18 protein-coding genes and 1 pseudogene are annotated in these 14,756 nt (G+C 67.7%); 12 read left to right on the forward strand and 7 right to left on the reverse strand.

Going from position 1 to position 14,756, the window contains the following annotated elements:
* Nucleotides 1-37 precede the first annotated feature (37 nt).
* Nucleotides 38-445 (forward strand): RidA family protein, encoded by a 408-nt coding sequence (locus A5697_RS10920; RefSeq protein ID WP_068010363.1) that lies wholly within the window; start codon nt 38-40, stop codon nt 443-445.
* Here A5697_RS10920 and A5697_RS10925 read toward each other — a convergent pair.
* Nucleotides 394-753 carry a DUF952 domain-containing protein gene (locus A5697_RS10925; protein ID WP_067944908.1) on the reverse strand — a complete coding sequence of 120 codons (360 nt, stop codon included), beginning with the start codon at nt 751-753 and terminating at the stop codon, nt 394-396. The two genes, A5697_RS10920 and A5697_RS10925, sit on opposite strands and share 52 nt — an antisense overlap.
* 136 nt (nt 754-889) lie before the next feature.
* Between A5697_RS10925 and A5697_RS27120 the strand changes: the two genes are divergently transcribed.
* Together A5697_RS27120 and A5697_RS10935 are read left to right on the forward strand one after the other, a co-directional pair.
* Nucleotides 890-1,075, forward strand: a complete 186-nt coding sequence (locus A5697_RS27120; protein WP_082945686.1) for a hypothetical protein — start codon at nt 890-892, stop codon at nt 1,073-1,075.
* A 65-nt stretch (nt 1,076-1,140) separates the two neighbouring features.
* Entirely contained in the window at nt 1,141-2,136 is a 996-nt protein-coding gene (locus A5697_RS10935) for a YihY/virulence factor BrkB family protein (protein WP_068010348.1), read from the forward strand.
* Here A5697_RS10935 and A5697_RS10940 read toward each other — a convergent pair.
* Complete coding sequence (locus tag A5697_RS10940; protein WP_067268964.1) at nt 2,133-2,372, reverse strand: DUF3039 domain-containing protein; 240 nt, start codon at nt 2,370-2,372, stop codon at nt 2,133-2,135. The genes A5697_RS10935 and A5697_RS10940 overlap by 4 nt on opposite strands.
* Before the next feature lie 45 nt (nt 2,373-2,417).
* Here A5697_RS10940 and A5697_RS10945 point away from each other — a divergent pair, with 45 nt between their 5' ends.
* From A5697_RS10945 to A5697_RS10955, 3 genes are all read left to right on the forward strand, one after another.
* Complete coding sequence (locus tag A5697_RS10945; protein ID WP_369806101.1) at nt 2,418-2,831, forward strand: DUF3099 domain-containing protein; 414 nt, start codon at nt 2,418-2,420, stop codon at nt 2,829-2,831.
* 139 nt (nt 2,832-2,970) lie between these two features.
* A complete protein-coding gene (gene sigB, locus A5697_RS10950; RefSeq protein ID WP_066950333.1) occupies nt 2,971-3,930 on the forward strand; it encodes a sigma-70 family RNA polymerase sigma factor SigB in 960 nt (319 codons plus the stop codon).
* Nucleotides 3,931-4,055: 125 nt separating this feature from the next.
* Nucleotides 4,056-4,745 (forward strand): metal-dependent transcriptional regulator, encoded by a 690-nt coding sequence (locus tag A5697_RS10955; protein ID WP_067944899.1) that lies wholly within the window; start codon nt 4,056-4,058, stop codon nt 4,743-4,745.
* Between the two features lie 18 nt (nt 4,746-4,763).
* Here A5697_RS10955 and A5697_RS10960 read toward each other — a convergent pair whose 3' ends face one another.
* Entirely contained in the window at nt 4,764-5,822 is a 1,059-nt protein-coding gene (locus A5697_RS10960; RefSeq protein WP_067944897.1) for a DUF4192 domain-containing protein, read from the reverse strand.
* Nucleotides 5,823-5,933: 111 nt separating this feature from the next.
* Here A5697_RS10960 and sthA point away from each other — a divergent pair, with 111 nt between their 5' ends.
* Nucleotides 5,934-7,349 carry a Si-specific NAD(P)(+) transhydrogenase gene (sthA, locus tag A5697_RS10965; RefSeq protein ID WP_067944895.1) on the forward strand — a complete coding sequence of 472 codons (1,416 nt, stop codon included), beginning with the start codon at nt 5,934-5,936 and terminating at the stop codon, nt 7,347-7,349.
* On the opposite strand, the gene A5697_RS10970 is transcribed toward sthA, so the two are convergent.
* Nucleotides 7,346-8,185: a serine protease gene (locus A5697_RS10970; RefSeq protein WP_067944893.1), complete on the reverse strand. Its 840-nt coding sequence runs from the start codon at nt 8,183-8,185 to the stop codon at nt 7,346-7,348. The genes sthA and A5697_RS10970 overlap by 4 nt on opposite strands.
* A gap of 196 nt (nt 8,186-8,381) precedes the next feature.
* Between A5697_RS10970 and A5697_RS10975 the strand changes: the two genes are divergently transcribed.
* The 3 genes from A5697_RS10975 to A5697_RS10985 are packed head-to-tail and all read left to right on the forward strand — an operon-like array spanning nt 8,382 to nt 11,147.
* Nucleotides 8,382-9,356 (forward strand): proteasome assembly chaperone family protein, encoded by a 975-nt coding sequence (locus tag A5697_RS10975; protein WP_068010351.1) that lies wholly within the window; start codon nt 8,382-8,384, stop codon nt 9,354-9,356.
* Between the two features lie 45 nt (nt 9,357-9,401).
* Complete coding sequence (locus A5697_RS10980) at nt 9,402-10,433, forward strand: alpha/beta fold hydrolase (protein ID WP_068010353.1); 1,032 nt, start codon at nt 9,402-9,404, stop codon at nt 10,431-10,433.
* 27 nt (nt 10,434-10,460) lie between these two features.
* Nucleotides 10,461-11,147 (forward strand): PhzF family phenazine biosynthesis protein, encoded by a 687-nt coding sequence (locus A5697_RS10985; protein ID WP_068010356.1) that lies wholly within the window; start codon nt 10,461-10,463, stop codon nt 11,145-11,147.
* A 12-nt stretch (nt 11,148-11,159) separates the two neighbouring features.
* Here the strand turns inward: A5697_RS10985 and A5697_RS10990 are convergent, their stop codons facing one another.
* The 3 genes from A5697_RS10990 to A5697_RS11000 form a co-directional block, all read right to left on the reverse strand.
* The gene (locus A5697_RS10990) at nt 11,160-11,642 is read right to left on the reverse strand and encodes a peroxynitrite isomerase (protein WP_068010358.1); all 483 of its coding nucleotides are present in this window, start codon (nt 11,640-11,642) and stop codon (nt 11,160-11,162) included.
* A 37-nt stretch (nt 11,643-11,679) separates the two neighbouring features.
* Nucleotides 11,680-12,144, reverse strand: a complete 465-nt coding sequence (gene nrdR / locus A5697_RS10995) for a transcriptional regulator NrdR (RefSeq protein ID WP_067944880.1) — start codon at nt 12,142-12,144, stop codon at nt 11,680-11,682.
* Nucleotides 12,145-12,246: 102 nt separating this feature from the next.
* Nucleotides 12,247-12,741, reverse strand: coding sequence for a LysM peptidoglycan-binding domain-containing protein (locus A5697_RS11000; RefSeq protein WP_068010361.1), 495 nt, complete (start codon nt 12,739-12,741; stop codon nt 12,247-12,249).
* Between the two features lie 290 nt (nt 12,742-13,031).
* On the opposite strand from A5697_RS11000, the gene lexA reads away from it, so the two are divergent.
* Nucleotides 13,032-13,730, forward strand: coding sequence for a transcriptional repressor LexA (gene lexA / locus A5697_RS11005; protein ID WP_067944877.1), 699 nt, complete (start codon nt 13,032-13,034; stop codon nt 13,728-13,730).
* A 903-nt stretch (nt 13,731-14,633) separates the two neighbouring features.
* Nucleotides 14,634-14,756 (forward strand): annotated as a pseudogene (locus tag A5697_RS28355) (hypothetical protein); the annotation flags it as partial.

A 14,756-nucleotide genomic window follows, 5' to 3' on the forward strand; every position in this document is an offset into this window, starting at 1 on the left:
CGTCGCGGGGCGGCGCCGGCCGTCGTACGGTGACCGCATGAACCGCACACTGGTCTCCTCCGGCTCCGAATTCGAGGCCGCCGTCGGCTATTCGCGCGCGGTGCGGGTCGGCCCGCACGTGTCGGTGGCCGGAACGACCGGCGCCGGGCCGGCCGGCGACATCGCGGCCCAGGCCCGAGATGCCTTGCACCGCATAGAGATTGCGCTGCGACAGGCGGGCGCGGCGCTCACCGACGTGGTCCGCACCCGCATCTACGTCACCGACATCTCCCGCTGGCACGAGGTCGCGGCGGTGCACGCGCAGGTATTCGGCGCCATCCGTCCCGCGGCCACCATGGTGGAGGTGTCCGCGTTGATAGCACCCGATCTGCTGGTCGAGATCGAGGCCGACGCCTACGTGGACTCCGGGGCCGGCGGGAAGGTCCCGTCGGACGCCGGGCGGTAAGCGGTGACCCGGATCACGGCGTCCGCGGGTAGCGGACCGTACAGGTGCGGGAACAGCATCGACTCCGGATCCGTTGCAACCCCTGGCTCCCAACGCACTTCGGAATGCAGCCGAGCCGGATCGATGTGCAGTAGCACCAAGTCGTCGCGGCCCCGATAGAGCCGGTTCGCCGGCAGATGAACCTGCCCCGGCGTCGAGAGATGGATGAACTGGCCACCGTCGGACGCGCGGATCTCACCGGACGCGCGGGCCCGGGACCACTCGTCGACCCCACACAGATGTACCAGCAGGTCAGGAGCGGAAGTCATGGATGAACACATTAGAGATGCGGCGGAAACGAAACGTTTACAGGCCGTGAGAAACGACACACCCGATAACGATCAGGGAACAACGCGAAAACCCCATACGTCTGAGAGAGTGAATGAAAGCAAGAACGGAGAAGCCATGAATGCAACTCTGACCAGTCCCGAGCTAACCCGTGCGGACCGCTGCGACCGCTGCGGTGCCGCCGCTCGAGTCCGCGCCAAGCTGCCTTCCGGAGCTGAGCTTCTCTTCTGCCAGCATCACGCCAACGAGCACGAGGCGAAACTGACCGAGCTGTCCGCCGTCCTGGAGGTCAGCGGAAGCTAGGTCCGCCGAACTCACCTACTGCCAATGTGGGCCAGTAGGGCAGTCTTCGGTAATGCTGGACGGATATGAGCGATCAAGTCGCAAAACCGTCCCGCCACCACATCTGGCGACTCAGTCTGAGGACTCTCTCGAAAAGCTGGGATGACTCCATCTTTTCCGAGTCCGCGCAGGCGGGCTTCTGGTCGGCGCTGTCGCTACCACCGCTGCTGCTGGGAATGCTGGGAAGCCTGGCCTACGTGGCGCCGCTGTTCGGGCCCGACACGTTGACGGCGATCGAGAAGAGCATCATCTCCGCGATCCGCAGCTTCTTCTCGCCCAGCGTCGTCAACGAGATCATCGAGCCGACCATCCGGGACGTCACCGCCAATGCGCGTGGCGAGGTGGTGTCGGTCGGCTTCCTGATCTCGATGTGGGCGGGATCGTCGGCGATCTCGGCTTACGTCGATGCCGTGGTGGAGGCGCACGACCAGACTCCGCTGCGGCACCCCGTGCGACAGCGGCTGTTCGCCCTGTTCCTGTACATGGTGATGCTGGTGTTCGTCGTGGTAGCGGCGCCGGTGTTGGTGGTGGGTCCGCGCAAGGTGAGCGAACACATCCCGTACGACCTGGCGAACGTCTTGCGCTACGGCTACTACCCGGCGCTGATCCTCGGCCTGCTGGTCGGGGTGGTCATCCTGTACCGGGTGGCGCTGCCCGAACCCCTTCCGACGCACCGCCTCATCTTCGGCGCGGTGCTCGCCACGGCGGTGTTCCTGATCGCCACCCTGGGCCTCCGCGTCTACCTGCGCTGGATCACCAGCACCGGCTACACCTACGGCGCGCTGGCCACACCGATCGCGTTCCTGCTGTTCGCCTTCTTCGGCGGGTTCGCGGTCATGCTCGGCGCCGAACTCAACGCGGCGATCCAGGAGGAGTTCCCGGCGCCGAAGACGCACGCCCACCGGCTGCGCAAGTGGCTGGAAGCCCGCGTGACGGTGCTGAAGCGGCCGGCGGCTTCGCCACCGGAGCCCGGCCCGGCCGATAGCGCGACGCTGACGGCCGGGCCGTCGCGGCCGACCTAGTCCTTCTTCATCCGGTCGTAGATCTGCTTGCAATCCGGGCACACCGGCGAGCCCGGCTTGGCCGCCTTGGTGACGGGAAACACCTCCCCGCACAACGCCACCACGTGGTTACCCATGACCGCGCTCTCGGCGATCTTGTCCTTCTTGACGTAGTGGAAGTACTTGGGCGTATCGCTGCCCGTCCCGTCGTCGACGCGTTCGTCGGTCTCGGTGCGTTCGATCGTCTGGGTATCCATGCCTGACATTGTGCCCCGTAACTCGCTCCTGCCGGAATTGGTCAGGTGTGGGAGAGTGGAGAAATGAAGCGCGAATCCGATCTGGGGTTCGACGATGAGGGCCGGCCGGTGCTCATCACCGCCGCAGCACCCTCCTATGAAGAACAGCACCGCGCACGGGTCCGGAAATACTTGACGCTGATGGGGTTCCGAATCCCGGCGCTCATCCTGGCCGCGCTGGCATACGGCGCGTGGCACAACGGTCTGATCTCACTGGCGATCGTTGCCGTGTCGATCCCGTTGCCCTGGATGGCGGTGCTGATCGCCAACGACCGGCCACCGCGCAGCCCCGACGAGCCACGGCGGTTCGACGATGCCCGGCGCCGCACGCCGCTGTTCCCGAGCGCCGAGCGGCCCGCGATCGAAGCGCCCCGCCATCCCGAGTCGAGCTGGCCTACCGGACCGCAGGGCTGGGAATAGCCCGTACTTCTCAGGACATTCTCAGGTCAACGGCACATTTCTGCACGTCAAGACGTGTGAGATCACAAAGGGCTGGGAACTCTCAGGGCTGATCTGTCGTTGAACTCAATGACAGTTACAAGCCGAACGGGAGGTCGCTATGGCGAACGCCAGCACGAGCAGATTTGACGGCGATCTGGATGCTCAAAGCCCCGCCGCGGACCTCGTGCGCGTGTATCTCAATGGCATCGGTAAGACGGCGCTGCTGAACGCGGCGGGTGAGGTCGAACTGGCCAAGCGCATCGAGGCCGGGCTCTACGCCGAGCATCTGCTCGAAACTCGCAAGCGCCTCGGCGAGAACCGCCGACGCGACCTCGAGGCCGTCGCGCGCGATGGACAGGCCGCGCGCCGTCACCTGCTGGAAGCGAACCTGCGTCTCGTGGTGTCGCTGGCCAAGCGCTACACGGGTCGCGGTATGCCGCTGCTGGACCTCATCCAGGAGGGCAACCTGGGCCTGATCCGCGCGATGGAGAAGTTCGACTACACAAAGGGATTCAAGTTCTCCACCTATGCGACGTGGTGGATTCGTCAGGCCATCACCCGTGGCATGGCCGACCAGAGCCGCACCATCCGGCTGCCGGTGCACCTGGTTGAACAGGTCAACAAGCTGGCGCGGATCAAGCGGGAGATGCACCAGAACCTGGGACGCGAGGCCACCGACGAGGAGCTCGCGGCCGAGTCCGGCATCCCGGTCGAGAAGATCAACGACCTGCTCGAGCACAGCCGCGACCCGGTAAGCCTGGACATGCCGGTCGGCTCCGAGGAAGAGGCCCCGCTGGGCGATTTCATCGAGGACGCCGAGGCGATGTCCGCCGAGAACGCGGTGATCGCCGAGTTGCTGCACACCGACATCCGCAGCGTGCTCGCCACTCTCGACGAGCGCGAGCACCAGGTGATCCGGCTGCGCTTCGGCCTGGACGACGGCCAGCCGCGCACCCTCGATCAGATCGGCAAGCTGTTCGGCCTCTCGCGCGAGCGGGTCCGGCAGATCGAGCGGGACGTAATGTCCAAACTCCGCCACGGCGAGCGCGCCGACCGGCTACGGTCGTACGCAAGCTAAGACCCCCAGCTAGGTAGCAGACGGTATGCCCGCCGCGCACGCGGCGGGCATACTGCTTGTCGGGGCAGCGTTACACCCATTCGCGCAGCTGGCCAAGTAGACTCGGCGTCGATGGAAGGTGCTGAATGAACGACCTGGTTGACACCACCGAGATGTACCTGCGGACCATCTATGACCTCGAAGAAGAGGGCGTGACCCCGCTGCGTGCGCGCATCGCCGAACGCCTCGAACAGAGCGGGCCGACCGTCAGCCAGACCGTATCCCGGATGGAGCGCGACGGGTTGCTCCACGTCGCCGGGGACCGCCACCTCGAGCTCACCGACAAGGGCCGTGCGCTGGCCATTTCCGTCATGCGCAAGCACCGCCTCGCCGAGCGACTGCTCGTCGACGTCATCGGGGTGCCCTGGGAGGAAGTGCACGCCGAGGCATGCCGGTGGGAGCACGTGATGAGCGAGGACGTCGAGCGGCGGCTAGTGAAGGTGCTCAACCACCCGACCACCTCCCCCTTCGGTAACCCGATCCCGGGGCTGCTGGACCTGGGCGTCGGCCCCGAGTCCGGCGCCGACGACGCCAACCTCGTCCGCCTGACCGAGTTGCCGCCCGGCTCGCCGGTGGCCGTGGTCGTCCGCCAGCTGACCGAACATGTGCAAGGCGACATCGACCTGATCACCCGCCTGAAGGACGCCGGCGTCGTCCCCAACGCCCGGGTGACCGTCGAGACCGGGCCGGCCGGGGTCACCATCGTCATCCCGGGCCACGAGAACGTCACCCTCCCGCACGAGATGGCGCACGCGGTCAAGGTCGAGAAAGTCTGACCGCTCGTCCGTCGCAGGCTAGCCCGCCCGGCGCCCGAACGGCCGTCGCGGCGGCAACCGCACACCGAGCTCTTTGGCCAGCCGGTAGCCGGTGAGCGCCAATTCCCGGATGTCCTCGGGCCGCAGGCCGGACTGCAACGCCGTGTCCAGCATGCCCGCCATACGATGCGCGGGTTCGCAGCGCAGTGCGGCCTCCAGCGATATCCCCGCCAGCGGCCCGTCGCCACGGACGTAGGCGCTGAACGCAAGCAACACCAGCGCCTCGGCCCGCCAGGGCGAGGGCAGGGTGCGCGCCAACTGCGCCCACAAAGACTCCGCCTCGTCGGCATTTTCACCGACCGCCAGGGCGTAGAGGATGTCGCGCACCTGCGCGTCGCCCAGCGCGCAGGCCAGCTTCGCCAGCTGGGCCGCGGTCAGTGCCTGGCCGGCGGCGACACGGGACGCGGCCGTCATCGCGTGCTTCACGTCGGCGCGGGCGCAGCGGGCCGGATCCGCGCGGTGGGCGGCCCGGCGCCTGGTCTGCTGCCGGTCGATCACGGCGGTCAATTTGGCGCTGCGCGCCGTGTCCTCGATCGCGATGACGGCCTGCAGATCGGCGCGGCGTGCATACAGCCGCCTGCCGTCGAGCACCGCCGCGGCCGCCAGCGGCGACGCCGACGGATCGTCGACGAGGCCGCTCGAACCGCAACCGTCCACGCAGTGCCAGCGCCCACCGAGTGCGACCCGGTCGACCACGTGGGCGGCCCACAGCTCGATGTCGTGCTCGGCCAACGACTTTGCGAGCGCATCGCACACCAGCCGGTGATCCTCGTTACAGCAGGGGCAGTGCGCGCCCTCCGCGTCGACGATCACCGCGATCGCGGCATCCGGCCGGGCCGCGGCGGCGACCTCCGCGAGGTGTCCGACCCGCGCCTCCAGCTCGTCGGTGAGGTCGACCCGCAGCACCGCTCCGAGGTCACCACCGTCCAAAGACACCAGTACCAATGAATTTTCGGGAACGAAGCCGAGAACGGCCGGCAGCGCGGCGATCAGTGCGCCGGGCCGGTTCAGTTTGAAGTCAGGTCGATGCGTCGTCATGGGCACCACGCTGACGGGCCCCACCGTCGGCCGGTGCGCGCGAGAACGGATGGAATCCCGGGCCTGTGAATGAACCCAGCACTGTGAGTTCTGCTGATCTACTGTTACCCCATGAGTTCGGCGCAAGAGTACGACATGGTGGTCATCGGTTCGGGGCCCGGCGGCCAGAAGGCCGCCATCGCCTCGGCCAAGCTCGGCAAGTCGGTTGCGGTCGTCGAACGCGGCCAGATGCTCGGTGGCGTGTGCGTCCAGACCGGCACCATCCCGTCAAAGACGTTGCGCGAGGCCGTCCTTTACCTGACCGGGATGAGTCAACGAGAGCTGTACGGCGCGAGCTATCGCGTCAAGGAGAAGATCACCCCGGCCGACCTGCTGGCCCGCACCCAGCACGTGATCGGCAAGGAGGTCGACGTGGTGCGCAACCAGCTGATGCGCAACCGCATCGACCTGTTGCTGGGTCACGGCCGGTTCGTCGACCCGCACACCATCGAGGTCGAAGACCCGTCCCGTCGCGAAAAGTTAACTGTCAGCGGCAAATACATCGTCATCGCCACCGGCACCCGGCCCGCGCGGCCGTCCGGCGTCGAGTTCGACGAGGAGCGGGTGCTCGACTCCGACGGCATCCTCGACCTCAAATCGTTGCCCACCTCGATGGTGGTGGTCGGTGCCGGCGTCATCGGCATCGAATACGCCTCGATGTTCGCCGCGCTGGGCACCAAGGTCACCGTCGTGGAGAAGCGCAGCGACATGCTGGACTTCTGCGACCCCGAGGTGGTGGAGGCGCTGAAGTTCCACCTGCGCGACCTGGCGGTGACGTTCCGGTTCGGCGAGGAGGTGACCGCGGTCGACGTCGGCTCGGCCGGCACCGTCACGACCCTGGCCAGCGGCAAGCAGATCCCCGCCGAGACCGTGATGTATTCCGCCGGGCGGCAGGGCCAGACCGACCACCTCGACCTGCACAACGCCGAGCTGGAGGCCGATAACCGGGGCCGGATCTTCGTCGACGACTTCTTCCAGACCAAGGTGCCGCACATCTACGCCGTCGGCGACGTGATCGGCTTCCCGGCGCTGGCCGCGACCTCGATGGAGCAGGGCCGGCTCGCCGCCTACCACGCATTCGGGGAGCCGACCGACGGGATCACCGAACTGCAGCCGATCGGCATCTACTCCATCCCCGAGGTCTCCTACGTGGGCGCCACCGAGGTGGAGCTGACGAAGAACGCGATCCCCTACGAGGTCGGCGTGGCCAGGTACCGCGAACTGGCCCGCGGCCAAATCGCCGGTGACTCCTACGGCATGCTCAAGCTGCTGGTGTCCACCGACGATCTCAAGCTCTTGGGCGTGCACATCTTCGGCACCAGCGCCACCGAGATGGTGCACATCGGGCAGGCCGTCATGGGCTGCGGCGGCACCGTCGAATACCTGGTGGACGCCGTGTTCAACTACCCCACGTTCTCCGAGGCCTACAAGGTGGCCGCGCTCGACGTGATGAACAAAGTGCGCGCGCTCAACCAGTTCCGCGCCTAGCAGCTGTCGTCGAGCTCCCCGGGAATCGGGTCGCCGGGGCCGCCGGCATCGGCGCGGGCCAGCAACCGCGCGGTCTGGGCGTCGAACGGCGCCGAATACGACACGTTCGCCGCGCAGCCACCGCGCTCGAAGCCGCCGATCACCCCGGTGAGCGTGGTGCCGCTGACCCAGGGCGCGCCGCTGGTGCCGTCCACCAGCCCCTCACATGGGAACGACGGGAATCCGGCCTCGGTCAGCGACGTGCTGGCCTGACAGCCGATGGGGGCGCCACCCACTCCGGCCGGATAGCCCATCACGGTGACGTGGCTGCCGGGCGGCGGCGTCGTGCCCAGCGTCAGCGCCAGGCCGGCGCGCGACTCCACCGAGCCTCCGGCGTCGTTACTCAGCCGTGCGATCGCGTAGTCGGCGTTGGGATCCTTGCTGGCGGTCCAGCGGGGATCGAGGTAGACGGCGTCGGCCTTCCACACATCGGTTGGCGCGGGGGGCGCGTCGCCGATGAAACCTGGCACGAAGGTGATTTTGGAGGCCCCGGCCAGGCAGTGCGCCGCGGTCATCATCAGGTTGCCACCCGCGGAATGCACCACCGAGCCCGTGCATACGTGCAGCGGACCGCCGTCGATGAAGATCGCCCCGACGCGTTTGTCCGGGTCCACCGGCCCCGCCACCGCCTTTTGCTGGGGCTGACCCAGCCGCTGCACCGGCGCACTGCTCCGCGGCGGGGCCGCCGGAGGGGCCGACGCATGATCGCCCGGCGGCCGCTTGCACGACGTCACCGACGTCGCCACGGCGACCACCAGGCACAGCATCACGGTCGGAACGCGCATCGGATTCATCATGCCTGACACCTGCGCAGAGAGCAGATTTCGACGCGTCGCGTGCCACCTGACTCGCGGACATAATTCAGTGGCGACCCCCGGACGTTCGCTTTCGGATTAAACCCGAACTTCACATCGCTGTTTGATATTGGTGCCCACCGATTCGGGGGACACTGGTAGGGCACCCTGGAGAAACCCCCGAGAGGAGGCGATTCCGATGGCTCACGATCAGGACCCGCAGGAGCAGCACTACCAGCCGGGACAAGCCGGCATGTATGAGCTCGAGCTGCCCGCGCCCCAGCTGTCGACGTCGGACGGGCGAGGCCCGGTGCTGGTGCACGCGTTGGAAGGTTTCTCGGATGCCGGCCATGCGATCCGGCTGGCCTCGTCGCATCTGAAAGCGGTGTTGGACTCCGAGCTGGTTGCGTCCTTCGCCATCGACGAATTGCTGGATTACCGGTCGCGACGACCGCTGATGACCTTCAAGACCGATCACTTCACCAACTACGACGACCCCGAGCTGAGCTTGTACGCGCTGCGCGACACCATCGGCACCCCGTTTCTGCTGCTCGCCGGGATGGAACCGGACCTGAAGTGGGAGCGCTTCATCACCGCGGTCCGCCTGTTGGCCGAGCGCCTCAATGTTCGCCAGACCATCGGCCTGGGCACCGTGCCGATGGCGGTGCCGCATACGCGGCCCATCACGATGACGGCGCACTCCAACAATCCCGAGTTGATCGCCGAGTTCACGCCGTGGATTTCGGAGATCCAGGTTCCGGGCAGCGCGTCGAACCTGCTGGAATACCGGATGGCCCAGCACGGTCACGAGGTTGTCGGCTACACCGTGCATGTGCCGCATTACCTGACGCAGACCGACTACCCGGCGGCCGCCGAGGCGTTGCTCGAACAGGTGGCCAAGATCGCATCGCTCGAGCTGCCGCTGACGGCGTTGACCGAAGCGGCGGCGGTGATCCGGACCAAGATCGACGAGCAGGTCGAGGCGAGCGCGGAGGTTGCTCAAGTGGTGACCGCGCTCGAGCGCCAGTACGATGCCTTCATCGACGCTCAGGAGAACAGGTCGTTACTAACTCGCGACGAGGACCTGCCTAGCGGCGACGAGCTTGGCGCAGAGTTCGAGCGATTCCTCGCCCAGGAGGCGGAGAAGAAGCGCGGCGACGACGACCAGGCCTGACCTTTCCGCCCGGCCTTAGCCCGGCCCGACACCCAAGGTGGCGACATGACCGAGCGGACGCGCAAGAGCACTCTCCGCCCGGTGCGGGAGGTCAGCGCGCCCCGGCTGGAGTACCGCACCATCCACGGCTACAAGCGGGCCTACCGGATCGCCGGTGACGGGCCGGCGATCCTGCTGGTTCACGGCATCGGCGACAACTCCACCACCTGGAATACCGTGCAGGCCAAGCTCGCCCAGCGGTTCACGGTCATCGCCCCGGACCTGTTGGGCCATGGGCGATCCGACAAGCCACGCGCCGACTATTCGGTCGCCGCCTACGCCAACGGGATGCGCGACCTGCTCAGCGTGCTCGACATCGAGCGGGTCACGGTTGTCGGCCATTCGCTGGGCGGCGGCGTGGCCATGCAATTCGCCTACCAGTTCCCGCATTTGGTCGACCGGCTGATCCTGGTCGCGGCCGGCGGCGTCACCAAGGATGTCAACGTCGCCTTCCGGTTGGCCTCGTTGCCCATGGGCAGCGAGGCGCTCGCCTTGCTGCGGCTTCCCCTGGTGCTGCCGGCGGTGCAGCTGGCCGGACGGATCGCCGGCCTGGCGATCGGATCGACCGGCCTGGGCCGGGACCTGCCCAACGTCCTGCGGATCCTCGACGACCTGCCGGAGCCGACGGCGTCGGCGGCGTTCAGCCGGACCCTGCGGGCGGTGGTGGACTGGCGCGGGCAGATCGTCACCATGCTCGACCGGTGTTATCTGACGGAAGCCATCCCGGTGCAGATCGTCTGGGGCACCAAGGATGTGGTCGTCCCGGTGCGTCATGCGTGGATGGCGCACGCGGCGATGCCAGGCTCCCGCCTGGAAATCTTCCAGGGCTCCGGCCACTTCCCCTTCCACGACGACCCGGCTCGCTTCATCGACGTGGTCGAACGCTTCATCGACACCACCGCGCCCGCCGAATACGATCAGGCCGCCCTGCGCGAGCTGCTGCGCAGCGGCGGCGGCGAGAAGGCCGTCACCGGCCCCGCCCCCACCCGCGTCGCCGTGCTGAACGCCATGGGATCCGACGAACGCAGCGCTACCTGAAACCCGCCGGGGCCGTACAGTCGGGCCATGGGTATCGACGTCACTGTGTTGCGGGTGTTCACCGATGCGGAGGGAAATTTCGGCAATCCGCTCGGCGTCGTGGATGCCGCCCAGGTCGAGCCCGCGGCTCGGCAACGGCTCGCGACTCAATTGGGGTACAGCGAAACGGTTTTCGTCGACCTTCCGGCTGCCGGATCGACGACAGCGCACGCCACCATTTACACCCCACTGATCCAGATCGCGTTCGCCGGGCACCCCACCGTCGGCGCGGCGTGGTGGCTGCGCGAGAACGGAACGCCGATCAACACGCTGCAGGTGAGGGCCGGCATCGTGCAGGTGAGCTATGGGCCGGAAATGGCGGGCATCAGCGCACGGTCGGACTGGGCGCCTGAGGTCGCCCTGCACGAATTCGATTCAGCCGACGCCCTTCTCGCCGCCAACCCGGTAGATTTCTCCGATGACACCGCGCACTACCTGTGGGCGTGGACCGACCGGGCCGCGGGATCGGTACGCGCGCGTATGTTTGCCGCCAACCTCGGTGTGCCGGAAGACGAGGCGACCGGCTCGGCAGCGATGCGCATCACCGACTACCTCAGCCGCGATCTACACGTCACTCAGGGCAAGGGATCGATCATCGAGACGACGTGGAACGCCGAGGGCTGGGTGGGGGTGGCCGGGCGCGTCGTCAATGACGGTGTGACGCACCTGAACTGACCCCGTACCGGCTCAGCGCTGGCGGTGCAGCACCGCGGCGAGGTGGTGCTGCAAGGGCTGTCCGACCGCGCCCATCCGCACCGAATACGCCAGCTCGTCGCCGTCGATGCGGAAGGAACGGCCAAGCGCCGTCACCTCTTTGGCGGTCGGGGTCAGCCCGACGTCCGTTGTCGACAGCTCGATCTCGATCCGGCCGCCGGTGGCCGAATAGGTACCGACCTCGATCTCGGTGATGCCGCTCGGGTGCGCCAGCACCAGTTCGACGTGACCGGGCTGCGGCACGCGAAGGTATCCGGTCTCGGCGTGCAACGGCTTGCCGTCGGGCGCCTTGGTCTTTTGCGCGTAGGCCAGAAACGGCTTGCCGACGTGGGAGAAGACCACTTCTTCGAGGTAATCGAAGGGCTGGATCGTTGGGTATTCGCCCGCACCCTGGCCGGCCCAGGTTCCCAGGAGTGGTGCCAGCGCCTCGAGATCGGGATGCAACGCGGGGGGCATGAAAACGAGCCTAGCCGGGACGGCTTGAGCCCGGCCGTCAGCTCGGCGTTGTCACCTGGCGGTGTTCGCGCAGTGCCTGGATCTCGCGCTCGAAGTCGGCCGCGGACTCAAAGGAGCGGTATACCGACGCGAACCGCAGGTAGGCCACTTCGTCGAGGTCGCGCAGTGGGCCGAGAATGGCAAGCCCGACCTCATGACTGGCGACCTCCGGGGAACCCGCGGCCCGCACGGTGTCCTCGACCTGTTGGGCCAGCAGGTTCAGCGCGTCATCGTCCACCTGGCGACCCTGGCAGGCCCGGCGGACACCGCTGATTACCTTTTCCCTGCTGAAGGGTTCGGTGACTCCACTGCGCTTGACCACCGCGAGAACCGCGGTTTCCACGGTGGTGAAACGCCGCCCGCACTCGGGGCACGATCGGCGGCGACGGATGGCCTGACCTTCATCGGTTTCCCTCGAGTCGATCACCCGGGAATCGGGATGACGGCAGAACGGGCAATGCATGGCCGCTCCTTCGCCGTGCCGACAAACACCAGGTACCGCAGCACGAGCGTACCCGTGCGCTCACCTGCGCGGCGAATGCAGCCGGCCCGGCGGGGGCGGTGGTCAGCCCACCGGGGCGATCAGCGTTTGGCCCGCCACCAATGTCGGCGAGTTCATGTCGTTGAGTTCGCGGATGCGGTCGGCAACCTGACGCGCCGGCGCGCCGGGCGCCACCCGGTGAGCGACGTCTTGCAGCGACTCCCCCGCCTCGACGCGGACCACGGCCAACCGGTCGGGTACGTGAGCGGCCGAACTCCCGGCGCCGCCGTTGAGCACCTGACCGACGTTCCCGACCAGGCCCAGCCACAGGGTGATCGCGCCGGCGGCCAGCGCCAACCAGATGGTGGTGGCCACCGTGACGGGCCGCTTGCGATGAGGCGCGGCCGACATCGCGACGCCGGTGCCGTAATAGCGCGTGGGTGCGCCCGCCGGCCTCGACGGACCGGGCCGGCGCGAACGGGCCAGCCCGTCCCGGCCGTAACGGAGCCCCTGGACCGGCCCGTTGACCGGACGACGAGGGCTGCTGGTACGCGGCGCCAGCGTGTGGATGGTTGTCATCTGCGTTCCTCCGGTCAACTTGATTCGCTCAGCTGTTCGACTGTATCGCTCGTGTGTTCGAAATCCGAACATGTGAGCGAAGCGTGTCGCACGAGTCGAACGCTAGACCACGCCACCGACAAGTCCGTGGTCGCTAGAGCTGACATGCGGCTGAAATACCCGATCTGCCGAAGAGTTACACCTTTGTGATTAATCGCGTCTGCGGGCGGTTTTGCGGCTACCCCGGGAGGGCGACACGCTAGTCGAACACATGTTTGATTCTCGGCCGTAGTGGGGTTACATTCAGAGCCATGAGCGACAGCAACGACACCTCATCGGCCGGCGCGGACGGTCGGCTGCACGCCGTGGATTCATCGCTGACCGAACGGCAACGCACCATTCTGAACGTCATTCGCGCGTCGGTCACCAGTCGCGGTTACCCGCCGAGCATCCGGGAGATTGGCGACGCCGTCGGCCTGACGTCGACCTCGTCGGTGGCTCACCAACTGCGCACCCTGGAGCGCAAGGGATACCTGCGCCGCGACCCGAACCGCCCGCGGGCCGTCGACGTCCGCGGCGCCGATGACGAGGTGGCGGCGCGCACCACCGATGTCGCCGGCTCGGATGCACTGCCGGAGCCGACGTTCGTTCCGGTCCTCGGGCGCATCGCGGCCGGTGGCCCCATCCTCGCCGAGGAGGCGGTCGAGGACGTCTTCCCGTTGCCGCGTGAGCTGGTCGGCGAGGGCACGCTCTTCCTGCTCAAGGTCGTCGGCGACTCCATGGTCGAGGCGGCGATCTGCGACGGCGACTGGGTGGTGGTGCGCCAGCAGAACGTCGCCGACAACGGCGACATCGTGGCGGCCATGCTCGACGGGGAAGCCACCGTGAAGACGTTCAAGCGCGCGGGCGGTCAGGTCTGGCTGATGCCGCACAACCCGGCCTTCGACCCCATTCCCGGCAATGACGCGACCGTGCTGGGCAAGGTCGTCACGGTGATCCGCAAGGTCTAGCCGGTCGGGACTTTCGGGCGGGCCTAGTCCGCCTTCACGAAGCCGTTGGCCTGCGCCACTTCTTCGCTGGACAGCCAGATTTCGGCGAGCGTGTCGTGGTAGAGCTCGCTGCCCGGCGTGTAGTACAGCCCGAAGCGGGCGCTCGCCTTGATCGGATATCCGTCGGGCACCTGATAGGGGTCGTCGAGCGGTAGGTGGATGGTCGGACGCCCGGACGGGCCGGCTCCCCCTGCGGTGTCCTCGTCGTCCGTGGCCGCGTGCCTCCCGCTGCGTTGCTCGGCCGCGGCGGCGGCCGCCGCCGTCGGCACGACGGTTTCCGGGCCGGCGACCTCGGGAGCGGCGGCCTCGGCGACGTCCGTGACCGCAACATCCGGATACTCGGCCTGGGGAGCGGCGACGTCGGGGTCACCCGCGTCGAACTCGGGGTCCGGGGGCGTGCGCGCCGCGGCGACGTCGAGGTATTCCGCCTCCACATAGTCGTCGTCCCCGCGGGGGGCATCTGCGTAGGCGGACTCTCGCTCCTCGTCGGCGTATTCGACCTCGGCGTAATACTGGTCGGCGTATTCCTCGTCGGGGTAATCCGAATCGGCGTACTCGGATTCGGCGGATTCGGTTTCCGTTTCGGGGTAGCCGGCCTCCGACAGGGCCGCCGGCGACACCGCCGAGAAGGAGTCGGTATCCACCGCGTCCGGGTCCTGCTCGAATGAATCCTCGTCCGCGCCGGCGCGCCGCCAGCTGACCCGACTCGCGGCCTCGGGCGCTTCCTGCTGACGCGCGAAATGCTCGGTGGTGACGTCGTCGCGTCCCCACTCCTGGTCGGCACCGGCGTCGTAACCGGTATCGAGGTCGTGAGGAGGCTCGTAGCCGGCGTCCTCACGTAAAGCGCGACGCCGACGCCAGCCGATCGCCAGCAACCCCGCCAAGCCGATCAGCACCAGCACCGGGATCGCGGCCAACCTCGCGCCGCTGCTGTCCGGCCTGCAGGTGTCGGGCCAGAACCAGCCGAGCAGCTCGGCGACGCCCGCC

Source organism: Mycobacterium sp. E3251 (assembly GCF_001666835.1).
Taxonomy (GTDB): domain Bacteria; phylum Actinomycetota; class Actinomycetes; order Mycobacteriales; family Mycobacteriaceae; genus Mycobacterium.